Raw genomic sequence first — 13,797 nt, 5'->3', positions numbered from 1 at the left:
GCTAATAGAGCAAATTTCTAAAACTGTAGTTGCGGTAAAGCCAACAAGAAGCTTTCCCAGAATTAAAGTTCGGCAAAATAAAAGCAGGTTGCACCAAGCATATAAATAGCTTAACTTAATAGCATTGTTAGCGTCTCGCTAAGACCAAAGCCAAATAATCTTAAATAGATATAACAAAAAAAGCCCATCTTTCGATGAGCTTTTAATCAGTAGCGGGGAGCAGGATCGAACTGCCGACCTCAGGGTTATGAATCCTGCGCTCTAACCATCTGAGCTACCCCGCCGGGTAATATTTACTAAATAACGTAAATATCGATGTGGTTATTTTTAAGAGTTGCAAATATAGAATAAATATACATTCTATTAAAAAGAAATGTGAAAAATACTATAAAACCTTATTGCTCAGTAAATTTGATTGTTTTTAGGAGACTGTGATGCTCATTTTAGGCATTAAGGAAGGCTGTTTTTAGAAAAAAATAACACACAAAGCGCAGTATTTCGGTGGATACCGCAGAATTAGCCGCATTCTTAGCATATGATCAAGTCTATTGCTTAGGGTATGCTCGAAAGGTATTTCAGCTGGCCATTTGTGCTCATAAAATTAATGGTTTCACAGATTGATTACCCTTTGGTGCTACCAAGTCATCTCCAAGGTAACTTTTTCCATAGCTGATATTCGCGAATCGTTTACCTTTTAGGTAATAAATCAGGTAACGCCAGGGTAAAGAAAAGGTAACTGTGGGGTAACCTTGGGGTTAACTTGGTGTACAGAAAGGGTAAACAAGTGGTAAACAAAGGGTAAAGAATAGGTAGGGAAAGGTAAACAAGGGGGTAGAGAAAGGTGAACAACATTTTGCCTGCCTTTACTGAAATAATTCCAACAATTGTCCACCTTTCTTAACCATATAAGACATATAAGGTTATATAAGTTCAATAGAAATAAAATTTATTATACGGTTAAGGATCTGTACAACAGCTTTTTATAGTAGATTTAGTAATATTCTTTATTTCCCACAAAGTGGTCAGCTATGCATTATCTTTTTCTTAATCCTATAATGCATATAGGCATCGGATTTTTTTTATTAGTTAGTATTACGGATGTTGAGCAAAAATTAGGAGCCGATTAATCAACTATCCGTCCTGCGTTCGTCATCAAAATAGCCTTTTGTTATGATTAACGAGGGGAATGACCATTAACAAATGAACCAATGACCAATGAACTAATGACCAATGAACTAATGAACCAAGAGCAAATGAACAACTGAACCTGCACCTGGAACCAATAAAAATTATATTGTTGCAGATATAGAATAAATTACCTTTCTTTAGAAAAATAATATTAAAAAATAGTCCGGAAATTATCCTGGTAGTGTACTAACATGGCAGAAAAGAAAAAATTTACACTAGAGTACGAAGTTAGATCGTCACCAAGAATATTGTATAGTTTTATTAGTGAGCCAAACGGCTTATCGCAATGGTTTGCGGACGATGTGAATTTTCGCGATCAGGTATATACTTTTACCTGGGATGATGAGCAGCAAAAAGCAAAACTGGTTTCCATTAAAGAAAATAAGCTTGTTAAATTTAAGTGGCTGGATGATGAACCTCAATGTTATTTTGAGATGGAAATTGTACAGGACGAACTAACCAATGATGTTGCCCTTTCGATTACTGATTTTACGACCGATGAGCTTCTTGCAGAGAAAAAATTAATCTGGGATAACCAGATCGATTATCTGATTAGTGTTTTGGGTGCATAAATTACCTTCGTATTGTTTACCTTTGTAGGGTGAAAAAAATACATCTTCTATTAATAAAAGCATTTGTGAAGCCATTCATAGCAACATTTTTTGTTATGATGTTTATTCTATTGATGTTTTTTCTGTTTAAATGGATTGATGATTTAATTGGAAAAGGTTTCGAATGGTATACCATTCTGGAGCTGATGTATTATGCTTCGGCTGCCAACGTATCTATGGCGCTGCCGCTATCGGTATTGCTTTCATCCATCATGACTTTTGGTACACTGGGCGAAAATTATGAACTGGTGGCCATTAAATCGGCAGGGATTTCCTTACAGAAAGCCATGCGCCCCTTGTTTGTGGTGATTTTGATGCTCACCATAGCCTCCTTCTTTTTCGCCAACTATATGCTGCCCAAAGCCAACCTCAAATTTGGCTCGCTACTGTACGATATCAGGAACAAAAAACTTTCATTTTTAATAAAACCAGGCGTTTTTAACAATGCCATTCCAGGTTATGCCATCCGTGTCGATTCGAAAGAGGAAGACGGTACGCTGCACAATATCATGATCTACGATCACCGTGAAAATAACGGGATTCCGAAAGTAATTTTGGCCAGAGAGGGTAAGATGAATAAAACAGCCGATGGTAAGTTTTTGGTGCTTTACCTTAAAAATGGTGTGCAGTATGAAGAGCAGGCTTCGAAAAACGGCATGTATAACCCACGGCAGATTTTTACGCGGAACCGTTTTAAAGAAACCTCACCGCGTTTCGATATGTCGTCTTTTGATGGAAATACCACCGATCCGAATGCTTTTGGAAACAGTACGCCCATGTTAAACCTGAAAGGGATTGTAAAAAAGCGCGACTCGCTGACCAAACAATTGGATACGATGAAAATGCGTACCATTGCCAACCTCACCAGCAACTTTAAGCAGTTTAATGTTACCAAGGGTTATACCAAAGTAAAAGCCGTGCCGAAAGAGATTGATGATGTAATATTGAAGAGTATCCCTAATGGATCGCGGAAACTGGCCCTCGATAATGCAACCAATACGGTGGCGAATATTATGCAGCACGTACCCAACTGGGGGCCACGTCAAACTGATTTAACCGGTGAAATTATTTTTACCACAGTAGAGTACCAGCGTAAATTTACCCTGGCCGCATCTTGTATCCTGTTGTTTTTTATTGGTGCGCCCTTGGGTGCGATTATCAGAAAAGGGGGGATGGGTTTACCGGTTGTGGTGGCCATTTGTTTCTTCCTGGTGTATCACATTATTACCACGGTGGCCGAAAAATCAGCACGCGAAGGCAACTTAAACCCGATATTCGGGATGTGGATTGCCGTAATTGTTTTATCACCACTGGCGGCCTTTTTAACCTATAAAGCTACAGTAGATTCTGCCTTGTTTGATGTAAATTATTACAAGCAGCTCTTCCTTCAGCTGTTTAAAAAGAAGGAAAAATAGGCGTCTTTTCCTTTACTTACAGATGATATTTTAATCCAAATATTGCTCAATAAGGTTGTACATTTGTACGGGTTATTGTTTGTGGTATAAATTGATTTTAACACGCCATTTGCCCCATAATGTTTATAAAATGCAAACAAAATTAAACACAATAGAAGAGGCCATCGCAGATATAAAAGCTGGTAAAGTGATTATTGTTGTAGATGATGAGAATAGAGAGAACGAAGGTGATTTTTTAACGGCAGCCGAAAATGCAACGCCCGAGATCATCAATTTTATGGCAACTTACGGCCGTGGTTTAATCTGTGCGCCCTTAACAGAAGAACGTTGTAAAGAGTTAAACCTTAACCTGATGGTGGGTAAAAATACAGCAGCTTACGAAACTAATTTTACGGTTTCCGTAGATTTGGTTGGACACGGTTGTACCACAGGGATCTCAGCAAGCGACCGCTCTAAAACCATGCTGGCCCTGGTTAATCCTAAAACCAACCCTGAAGAGTTGGGCAGACCAGGACATATTTTTCCTTTAATTGCAAAAGATGGTGGCGTAATCCGCCGCGCTGGTCATACAGAAGCTGCGGTAGATTTAGCGCGTTTGGCAGGCATGAAACCTGCAGGTTTATTGGTAGAGATTTTAAAAGAAGATGGCGAAATGGCCAGACTCCCTGATTTATTTAAAATTGCCGAACAGCACCAGTTAAAAATTATATCAATCGAAGATTTAATCGCTTACCGTTTAACCATGGATAGTTTGATTAAACAAGAGGTTAGCATCGATTTACCTACCGCTTGGGGTGATTTTAAAATGACAGCTTATACCCAGTTGGATAACAATGCCACACACTTAGCCATTTCTAAAGGCGAATGGAATGCCAACGAACCGATTTTAGCACGTGTACACAGCTCTTGTGTAACAGGCGATATCTTTGGTTCGTGCCGTTGCGATTGTGGTCCGCAGTTGCACAAAGCATTGGAAATGATCGAAAAAGAAGGTAAAGGTATAGTTGTATACATGAACCAGGAGGGTAGAGGTATCGGGCTGATTAATAAATTACGTTCGTATAACCTACAGGATGCCGGTTTCGATACCGTAGAAGCGAATATTAAATTGGGCTTTAAAGGCGATGAACGCGATTATGGTGTAGGTGCACAAATCCTACGATCGGAAGGGGTGACCAAAATGCGTTTAATGAGTAATAACCCAACCAAAAGAGCAGGTTTAATTGGTTATGGCTTAGAAGTGGTAGAAAACATTCCGATCGAAATTGCAAGTAACGTACATAACGAACGTTATTTAACCACCAAAAGAGATAAAATGGGCCATTCGATTATGAAAGGATAGGTTGAAAGTTTGGCGTGCGGCGTTTGGAGTTTGGAGATTCCTGCGTTTAGCCTAGCTTGATGGCTAAAATAGTTAAAGACCAACAGTTGAGCAGGTGTTCGATTGTTGGTCTTTTTTTGTTTGATATATTTGTCATCCTGAGCGCAGCGAAGGATCTTTAAATAGCCGTCTTTCTCCCTTCCACATGCTTGCCTCGGCTAGCCGCCGAAGGGCTTTTTCTTTATCCTTGATGATAAAGAAACAAACAATCAAGGCTTGGATCTGATGTCGGATAAATTCGTCAAAGCTTTATTGATCGTCAGCACAAGCCCCCGATGAAAAATCGGGGAGGGCGTGCTACCTCGGGGTTGTGGTAGGTTGAAAGGAGGTGCTAAAGCTTTAACGTTTTCTCCTTCCATCATATCCTAGGCCGGATAGCAGGGTGCATATAGTATGGAGCAGAGAAACCATTCTCATTATCTCAATCGAGATCAATCGTCATTGCGCGGGATCCGATAGCTATCGGATGACGACCGCCATAATCCGGGTTAATTTCTTATTTATGCAATCTGTGGTACGCGTCCATCGATAGGTTTTTTTACCATGTAAGACATATAAGATCATTTAAGTCTGGTATATCGATTATTCACCTCTGTCGTTCGTCATCCTGAACTTGTTTCAGGATCTATGTTGTGTGTGGTTCTGGTGATTAATTAAAGACTAGAATGCAATAGGCATTAAGATTAGCTTCGCTGAGCACTGCGTGGTTCCCGCCTGCGCGGGAATGACGCCCTCGCACGGACCAATGAACAAATGACTATTGAACCAATGAACTATTGACTAATGAACCAATGAACCCTCTACCTCCTCTGATTCCCTTTACTCTGATTGATAATCGCTTCTTTATTGATCGGTTTATTCGTTTTAACAGGGGCCTGGCTTTGTTTCCGTTTTAGGTTTCGGCGGTAAGCACCGGAAATTTTCTGGATAAATTCCTTAAACGTATCAAACTGCTGGGTATAAACCAAACCAAAAGAGGTTACGTTTGCCGTTGAGCTAATCCCGCTGTTTAAGAAGATACTTTGTTGCGTAGGTGGTTTATTTGCTGCCTTAACGGTTAAGCTTCCATCTTTTTTAATTAAGAAAAGCGCCTCAACCTCTCTACCTACGTTGTCTTTAGAGAAGTCGATAACAGTAAAATCGTTCACACTGTTCCGGTCGACAATACCTGCATTGATAATTAAACGATCGCTAAAGAATTTGAACGATGCATTGGCCTCGCTCAACGAGCGTACATTCAGATCGACAAAATTTAAGTTTAATGAAGAAAGTACATTGTTAAACTGGTTAAATACCAACTCCGTAGCCGTACTGGTTGCGGTAGAGCTGAGCTGGTTCCCGATCGATTCTCCTCCGTTTCCGGGGGCAAAACTTCTTCTGATAATTAAACTGAAAGCCTGCAGGTTCAGGTTGTTCTGATCGCTGAAATAGGTTTGCAGTTCCTCTTTGATAGAAGGTTGAGCAGGGAAGTTAATGTCAAGTTTAATATCTGGTTTTAAGAGTAAGCCCGTTAAGCCCATCTCAACCTCGGTATTTACCCTTTGGTTGGCATTACTACTGGCATCGCGGTTGGCTGCTTTGTAAAGGTCGTTCAAACTCGCTCTCAAAGCGTATACTGCTTTTAAGTTTATCTGTGCGGCCGTAGGGTTACCCGTCCAGCGGATGGTGCCACCTTGCCTGATCTCGAATTTCTTGTTAATTACCTCTTGTGCCGTAAAATCGAAACTTCCGGTCTCGATGATATAATCGCCAGACATTTCGAAATCGCCGAAACTGTTGATGTTTAAGTTCAGCTCGGCATTACCCTTGCCACTTAAATTACCCAGGGTAGTAAATATATTCGCTGTGGTATTCGGGTCGATGGTTAATTTGAAGGTTAAGGTCAGGCCGTCAAAGTTGGTTTTTTTCTTAACCAGCACAGTCGAATCGCGGCTTACAAAATTAATGAAATCTTTATCTGATATGGTTTCCGAGCTGTTTAAAGGCAGGTTGAAAATTGTCCCTTTTTCAGTTTTCGCCTTAATATCAATCTTCATTTTATTGGTAGGCCCTGTAAACGTAAATACACCTGTGCCATAAGCACGGCCATAGTATACCGAATTGTCTTTCGCGGTAGTGTTTAAGGCCATTAAACTGTTTGCATTTACCGTTACTTTCAATGTAGGGTAATTGATGTCGTTTAAATCTACAGTGCCGCGAGCGGTAGCCTCATGACCTTCCAGATCCTTAAGTTCAAAATCGCCGAGTTCAATTACACTATTGTTTACTTCTACCTCATCGGTAATTACATAAGTGGTTTTTAGGTAATTTACCATCAGCTGACCCTTATCTAGCGATAGCGTTCCATTAATTTCAGGTTTTTCTAATTTGCCCTTTACGGTCAAATCAGCCGAGATATTCCCTTTTAAATTCGATACCAGTTGTTTAACGAAAGGCTCAAGGATAGTAAGCTTGCTCTCATCCATTTTTACAGCGAGATCGATTTCTTTTTCTTTTAAATCCAGGTTTCCGGTCAGTTTAAAAGTCTCCGAATCGTCGGCCATGATGCGGGTAAATACGTTGATCTTTTTGCTCTCGTTGCTGTACGATGAGGTATCGGTTAAGGTACCGATATAGATATCGTTAAAGTTTAACGAATCGATCTTTAAATCGTCGGTTACCCTCGGTGCTTTTAATATGCCGTACAGATCGGTTGTTCCGTTCAGGTTTCCACCCAGTTTAACGCCAAAGCCTTTGGTAAAAGGGTTCAGGGTTTTTAAGTTGAAATCTTTAAAGCCAACGGTAATTAAATCTTTAGGGTCTTCCGAAATTAATCCGTCAATAATAACCTGCTGCTTTCCGTTGGTTAAATCGAAATTACTGATCTCGGTTTTGCCATTGTTGAGCACGATGCGTACCTTCTCCTGGATGCGCCACTCTTCGTTGTTGATTTTTAAGATAGATGGCAATACGCTTAGCCTTGCCGTGGTGTCCTGGTTTTTGGTAAACTCTACCAGGCCGTTTAAATCGAGCTGATTGTCCTCTTCGGCGTTCGACATTTTTACGTTGAAAGCCAAACTGTCGTTCCGCAGGATGTTGGAAATATTTACATCTTTAATAAAAAGGCTGTCGTTAATCTGCACCCGGTCGGAAGTTACAATCAGTTGAAGCTGCTGTGTGGTGGTATTTTCATCGAGGATGATGTTGTTTACCACAATACCATTGTATTTTAGTTTCCTTACAAAACCGTTCAGTGTCGCCGTGTTATTGCGCGAATCGAAATCGCCGGTTAATGTAGCGCCTTCTTCTAATTCTAAGCCTGGGACAAAGATCTGTGCCAGCGGTTCGAACTTTTTAACCTTCAGGTTAAACTGAAAAATCTGGTTCTTGTATTTGATAATATCGGCCTTTAACGAAGGGATATAAGTTTTGGCGATGGCTTTGTAATAGGAAACAATAGAATTTAAATCGTACTCGCCTTTAATGCTGGCATCTAAAATGTCTGATCGGATATCCAGTACGCGGCTGGTACCGGTGCCCTGGGCCATTAACTGTACCGAATCAACACTGTAGATACCCTTTGGATTTTGCAGCCTGATTTGTTCTATTAATAATTTGCCCGATATATTGTTCAGGTTGGTACCTGAGAAATTGGTGGTAAATTTAGCATCAACCTGCAACGAATCTTTCAGCAGCTTTAAAGCCTTTAATCTAGCTTTAGAAATAGTGGCATTAAAGTTAAATACCGGCAGTTTAGGATTCAGGTTTACTCCGCCATCAAAAACCAGTTTAACATTACGGTCGTTAATGCTCAGCTTGCCATCGAAATACTTTTTGTTAAAAGTTCCGTCTATCTTCACATTATGGTAACGGTAATTGTTAAAGTCGATATAGGTTACATCGCCGTTTATCTTCTCGGTCAAATCTTTAAGCGCAGTGCCGCGGCCCTTAACATACAATGAAGAGCTGATACGGCCAAGGCTTTTTTCGTCAATCAGGTTGCCCAGGTTAAAATCGTAGGTTTTTACGTTTCCGGTGTAAGACGGAACATCATTTTTATCGATTTTCATGTTCACATCCGAAACAATACGGCCAAGTTTGGTTTTAAATTCGCCGTAAGCAATAAAGTCGTTCTGGAAACCGGTAAAACTTCCATTAAAATTAATGTTGCCGAATTTGTTTACAATTACCGGAACAATTTTCTTTTTGCTGTTGGTAATGCCGGCCAGTACCTCATCCAGATCGGTTTTATTCGTTCCCGCCATTTCAATGTTGAGGTCCATAAAGGTTTCTTTCCATTTCGGCAGTCCCTTTAAAATAAAATCGCCTTTAATGTGTGTGGCTTTCCCGGTTCTTAACGATAATTTTTTGGCTTTAAGGTTATTCACTAAACCCGTAATCTGGCCATCAACATCAAGGTCGAGTTTCATGGTGTTCAGTTCCGGCGCAAAGAAGGCTATATCTCTGGAAGTGATGTGGCTATCTTTAAAAATGGCCTTCATCCGAACATTATCTACATAGTGGTTAAAGTCTTTATAGCTTTTAAACCGCATTTGGTAGTAGTTTGTTAAACGGCTCTGGTTGGTTTCGAGCAATAGGTTTTTTAGCTCGATGGCATTACTGTCTATAGTGGTTTGGGCCGTTAAGTTTTTAAGGTAAAACCCGCTACGCTCTTTAAAAGTAAGGTTTTTGATATTGGTTTTAATCAAATGGTTTTTAGTATCGAGCCCTTCAAAAATTCCGCTCAATTCTTTAACAGATACATTTTCGAAGTTTACGCTTTTGCCCTGAACGGTATCTTTTGCCCTGTAATTGATATACCTGAAGGCGAATTTATTTAAAATAATGCGGCCAATATTAATATCGTACGGTTTGCTTTTCTTTTTCTTTACAGTAGGTTTACCAGAATCGAAGTAGTTGATGATGAAATCGAGATTAGAAGACTTATCTTTGAAATCCTTTAGGAAAAACTGCCCATTGTTAATTTGAAGGGTATTGATATCAATGATCTTTTTATCAATGGACAATTGATTAATATCCACCATAAATTGTGGTGTGCTCAGTAAAGTGTCTTTTTGTAAATCTAAAACCAATAAATCTTCGAGTACAATAGATTTAAATGGCTTGATGTAGAGGCTCTTGATTGATACGGTGGTTTTAAGCTCTTTAGATAAATATGCGGCAGCCTTCTGCGCAAAATAAGTTTGAACAGGCTTAAATTGTAAAGAAAAAATAAGTAGCGCAAGCAGCAAGATTATTGATGCGATTACCCAAAGGAGTATTTTAAATAGTTTTTTAATAATTTTGCAGCTTAAATATTAATAATTTGTCTGTTATACTTGCTATCGAGTCTTCTTGCGATGATACATCCGTTGCTATTTGTAACAACGGCAAAATTACTGCCAATGTTATTGCAAACCAAACAATTCATCAAAATTATGGTGGTGTTATACCTGAATTAGCTTCAAGGGTACATCAACAAAATATTGTGCCTGCTGTACAACAAGCTTTAATTAATGCTAAAGTTACAAAACAGGACATTAATGCTGTCGCTTTTACACGTGGTCCCGGCCTTTTAGGATCGTTACTGGTTGGTGTTTCTTTTGCAAAATCTTTTGCATTAGCTTTAAATATACCTTTAATTTCTGTCAATCATATGCATGCGCACATCTTAGCGCACTTTATTGATGATCCCAAGCCAGGTTTTCCATTTATCTGTTTAACCGTTTCGGGCGGGCACACACAGATTGTGCTGGTAAAAGATTACTTTGATATGGAAATAATTGGCGAAACATTAGATGATGCTGCGGGTGAAGCTTTTGATAAAACTGCTAAATTACTGGCTTTGCCTTATCCGGGTGGGCCGCTGATCGATAAACATGCACAGCATGGAAATCCTTTCGCCTTTAAATTTGCCGAACCGCAAATTGCCGATCTGAATTTTAGCTTTAGCGGCTTTAAAACCTCTGTCCTGTATTTTATCAGGAGACAGGAAAAAGAGAACCCTAATTTTATTGCCGAAAATTTAGATGATATTTGCGCCTCGGTTCAACATAGCATTGTGCAAATTTTGCTGAATAAGTTGAAAAAAGCGGCAAAACAATATGGAATTAATGAAATTGCTATTGCAGGAGGTGTTTCGGCGAACTCCGGTTTAAGAAATGGATTACAGCAAACAGCCGACGAACTGGGCTGGAAGGTATATATCCCCGCCTTTCAATACTGTACAGATAATGCAGGGATGATCGCCATAGCAGGTTATCAGAAATACCTGAAACAGGATTTCGTAGGGCAGGATGTTTCGCCGATGGCGAGGATGGAGTTTTAATTTGGGTTCATTGGTCATTGGTTCAGTAGTCATTGGTTCAGTAGTCAATAGTTATTTGTCTGGAGTAGTTAACTGTAAACTGGCAACTGAAAAAACCGGTTAATTCCCTCGTTCATCATTGCGAGGAACGAAGCAATCTTACTACGGTGGTTAAGGCAGTGTACCCCCGTGTTTCTGTGCTTCCGTGGCAAAAAACTGTAAACCGCCAATTGAAAACTGGCAACGAAAATTGTTTAAATTGAATTTATATATATGACTGGAGCATCGTTAATATTTTGGATTGTTTGTGCCATACCGCTAATCGGTATTTTATATTGGTTGATCAGAAATGACAAAAACAAACTAAAGGGAAGCTGGGGAGTGATTATTTTAGGTGCTTTGGTTATTGCCGCACTTTTGGTAATTGTATATGTAACCAAAGATTTTAATGCCATTTTTAGCCAGAATTAAAAGATTATTTCCGCTAATCTTATTTAGACCTAATCTATTTAAGGTTGATTGCCTATCTTTGCCGCAAATTAAAGATAGATGAAAAAAATTATACTGATCATTGCTGTCTTATTGCTTAATCTCCTTTGTGTGCACGCACAGAACGTTAAGGTTGAAGGGCATGTTAAAGACAAAAATAGCGAAATCCCTTATGTAACCATTTCCCTGTTAGGGCAAAAAGTTCAAACAGATAGCAGAGGTTATTACTCTTTATACATCAAAAGCGGTGTTTCTTTTAAAATCGATATTAATGCCGTAGGTTACAAAACGTTTACCCAGCATATTTTATCGGTTAAAAGCGATACCGTTATAAACGTTGGCTTAGAAGCATTAAGCAATACGCTTGATGACGTTGTGATTTCTACTTCCAGAAAACCAGAGGAGATTAGAAATGTTACTACTTCGGTAAGTATTGTAAATAAGAAAAAGCTCGAAAAAGAAATTGCTATTAACCCTGATCTGAGTGCTATACTCGCCAATCAGGTACCTGGTTTTGCACCCACTGCGCAAACAGGTAATAATGTGGGCCAGAATTTAAGAGGCCGGCCTATGTTGGTGATGATTGATGGTGTTTCACAATCTTCGCCGTTAAGAAATGCCGAGGTGGATCTAAGATCCATCGATCCATCGGTATTGGAGCGCATAGAGATAGTAAAAGGTGCAACCGCAATTTACGGAAACGGTGCCGCCGGTGGATTGGTGAATTACATTACCATGGTTCCGGATACCGCGGCAAGCTTTGCCGGTAAAACCCAGATCAATTTAAACGGCTCCTTGGTAAAGGTGAAAAACTCTGAAGGCGGAAGGATTAACCAAATGTTTTATGGCAAACTTGGAAAGTTCGATTATGTGGTGAGTGGTATGTATGAGCAGACCGGAGAATATAAAGATGCAAAGGGCGATGTTGTAGGGCCTAATTATAGTTTAGGTGAAACCGATAGCTATAATGCTTTTGCCAAGTTTGGTTATATACCCGCAAAAAATCAACGTATTCAGCTTACCTATAATACATACAGCAGTTTGCAGAACAGTAATTTTACTTTGGTAAATGGTAATCTGGCAACTGGTCAGAAAGCAACTGGTGTTTTAGGAAAACCGCTTGATATCCCAACGGGAGTTGATTATAACCACAATTTAAATCTATCGTACAAGATTGACAGTACTTTTCTTCATTCGAGTTTGAATGTAGATGTTTACTACGAAACCCGTAAAGATGTTTTTTATGTTTCTTTAGGTCGCTTTGATGGAGGTGACGGACAATCGCTTGCCAAAAATGATAAAAAAGGGGCACGTTTGTTTTTGGAAACGCCAGTATTGAATCTTGATTTCTTAAAAGCAAAGGTTGCCTATGGTGCCGATTTTATGAAGGATAAAACTGCTCAGCCACTGGTAGATGGCAGGGTGTGGGTGCCAACCATGGATATGACCAATATTGCCCCTTTTGCCCAGGCAGATTTTAATATTTTAAGGAAGCTGGTATTCAAAACCGGGCTACGTTACGAAAATGTAAACATAGCAGTTGATGATTACCGCACTTTAAGAACTACAGGTGCCAATAATAGCACCATTACACCTTCTTTCGATGTAACAGGTGGCAACTTGAAATACAGCACCTATCTTTTTAATGCAGGTTTGAGGTATAACCAGTTTAATGTTTTTAGCCCTTTTGTAAGTTTCTCTCAGGGCTTTTCGGTAATGGATATCGGGCTTGCTTTACGCGATGCGAAAGTGAATAGCATCGATAAGATCAATACCGATGCTGTAAAAGTTAATAATTACGAAGCAGGTTTTGAAAGTAAGATTGCTGGATTAACATTTTCTGCTTCAGGATATATCAGTACTTCTAAATTAGGTATCGAAGTGGTTTACGATCCTGCCACGGGTTTATTTAATACCGCCAGAAGCCCTGAAAAAATTTATGGTTTTGAGTTAGCCGCTGATTACCGTTTGTTTGATCAACTGGGTTTGTCTGCAAGTTACAGTTATACGGAAGGCAAACGTGATATCGATAAAAATGGAAAATTCAATGATGACGGAGATCTATACCTAAACGGCCGCCGCATTTCTGCACCTAAAGTTACCGCTTCAGTAAGCTATAGCCCGTTAAAGGTGCTAGATTTAACATTGAATTATACGGGAATCAATTCGCGCAATAGATTCGAGAAAAACAGCAATGGGGTGTACAATGGAAACGAAGGTGCAGTAAAGGCTTACCATTTATTCAGTTTTGCCGGAATTTACCAGGTTAAAAAGAACACCAGGCTTAGCTTAGGTATTGATAACATTTTTAACCAGGATTATTTTCCTGCCAGGGCGCAATGGTTTATGCAGCCTGGTTTTTACTCAAAAGGGAGAGGTACTGCTGTGAATTTAGGAATTTCGGTTAGTTATTAAACTGCGAGTTCT

At 39.5% G+C, this 13,797-nt stretch carries 7 protein-coding genes and 1 tRNA gene; 6 read left to right on the top strand and 2 right to left on the bottom strand.

From position 1 onward, the window contains the following. Positions 1–210 precede the first annotated feature (210 nt). Positions 211–284, bottom strand: a tRNA-Met gene (locus LQ201_RS05290). Positions 285–1,379: 1,095 nt separating this feature from the next. Between LQ201_RS05290 and LQ201_RS05285 the strand changes: the two genes are divergently transcribed. The 3 genes from LQ201_RS05285 (at position 1,380) to LQ201_RS05275 (ending at position 4,556) form a co-directional block, all read left to right on the top strand. Beyond that, entirely contained in the window at positions 1,380–1,760 is a 381-nt protein-coding gene (locus LQ201_RS05285) for an START-like domain-containing protein (protein WP_029278206.1), read from the top strand. A gap of 29 nt (positions 1,761–1,789) precedes the next feature. Beyond that, complete coding sequence (locus LQ201_RS05280) at positions 1,790–3,214, top strand: LptF/LptG family permease (protein WP_256449146.1); 1,425 nt, start codon at positions 1,790–1,792, stop codon at positions 3,212–3,214. A gap of 130 nt (positions 3,215–3,344) precedes the next feature. Continuing rightward, entirely contained in the window at positions 3,345–4,556 is a 1,212-nt protein-coding gene (locus LQ201_RS05275; protein WP_131032157.1) for a bifunctional 3,4-dihydroxy-2-butanone-4-phosphate synthase/GTP cyclohydrolase II, read from the top strand. 839 nt (positions 4,557–5,395) lie between these two features. Here LQ201_RS05275 and LQ201_RS05270 read toward each other — a convergent pair. Continuing rightward, on the bottom strand, positions 5,396–9,826 hold the full coding sequence (locus LQ201_RS05270; protein ID WP_230145741.1) for a translocation/assembly module TamB domain-containing protein: 4,431 nt from the start codon (positions 9,824–9,826) through the stop codon (positions 5,396–5,398). Positions 9,827–9,900: 74 nt separating this feature from the next. On the opposite strand from LQ201_RS05270, the gene tsaD reads away from it, so the two are divergent. From tsaD to LQ201_RS05255, 3 genes are all read left to right on the top strand, one after another. Further along, on the top strand, positions 9,901–10,902 hold the full coding sequence (gene tsaD / locus LQ201_RS05265; RefSeq protein ID WP_230145739.1) for a tRNA (adenosine(37)-N6)-threonylcarbamoyltransferase complex transferase subunit TsaD: 1,002 nt from the start codon (positions 9,901–9,903) through the stop codon (positions 10,900–10,902). Positions 10,903–11,154: 252 nt separating this feature from the next. Then, entirely contained in the window at positions 11,155–11,352 is a 198-nt protein-coding gene (locus LQ201_RS05260) for a hypothetical protein (RefSeq protein ID WP_108199335.1), read from the top strand. A gap of 78 nt (positions 11,353–11,430) precedes the next feature. Further along, on the top strand, positions 11,431–13,785 hold the full coding sequence (locus tag LQ201_RS05255; protein WP_230145737.1) for a TonB-dependent receptor: 2,355 nt from the start codon (positions 11,431–11,433) through the stop codon (positions 13,783–13,785). The last annotated feature ends 12 nt before the right edge of the window (positions 13,786–13,797 follow it).

The sequence above is a fragment of the Pedobacter sp. Bi126 genome (assembly GCF_918698245.1).
Taxonomy (GTDB): Bacteria; Bacteroidota; Bacteroidia; order Sphingobacteriales; family Sphingobacteriaceae; genus Pedobacter.
This window is presented reverse-complemented; position numbering and strand designations above follow the sequence as displayed.

Bases quoted from the DNA above. Each gene is read 5' to 3' on its own strand.
- LQ201_RS05260 (WP_108199335.1), top strand. From the start codon at position 11,155: ATGACTGGAGCATCGTTAATATTTTGGATTGTTTGTGCCATACCGCTA.
- LQ201_RS05285 (WP_029278206.1), top strand. From the start codon at position 1,380: ATGGCAGAAAAGAAAAAATTTACACTAGAGTACGAAGTTAGATCGTCA.
- LQ201_RS05255 (WP_230145737.1), top strand. From the start codon at position 11,431: ATGAAAAAAATTATACTGATCATTGCTGTCTTATTGCTTAATCTCCTT.
- LQ201_RS05275 (WP_131032157.1), top strand. From the start codon at position 3,345: ATGCAAACAAAATTAAACACAATAGAAGAGGCCATCGCAGATATAAAA.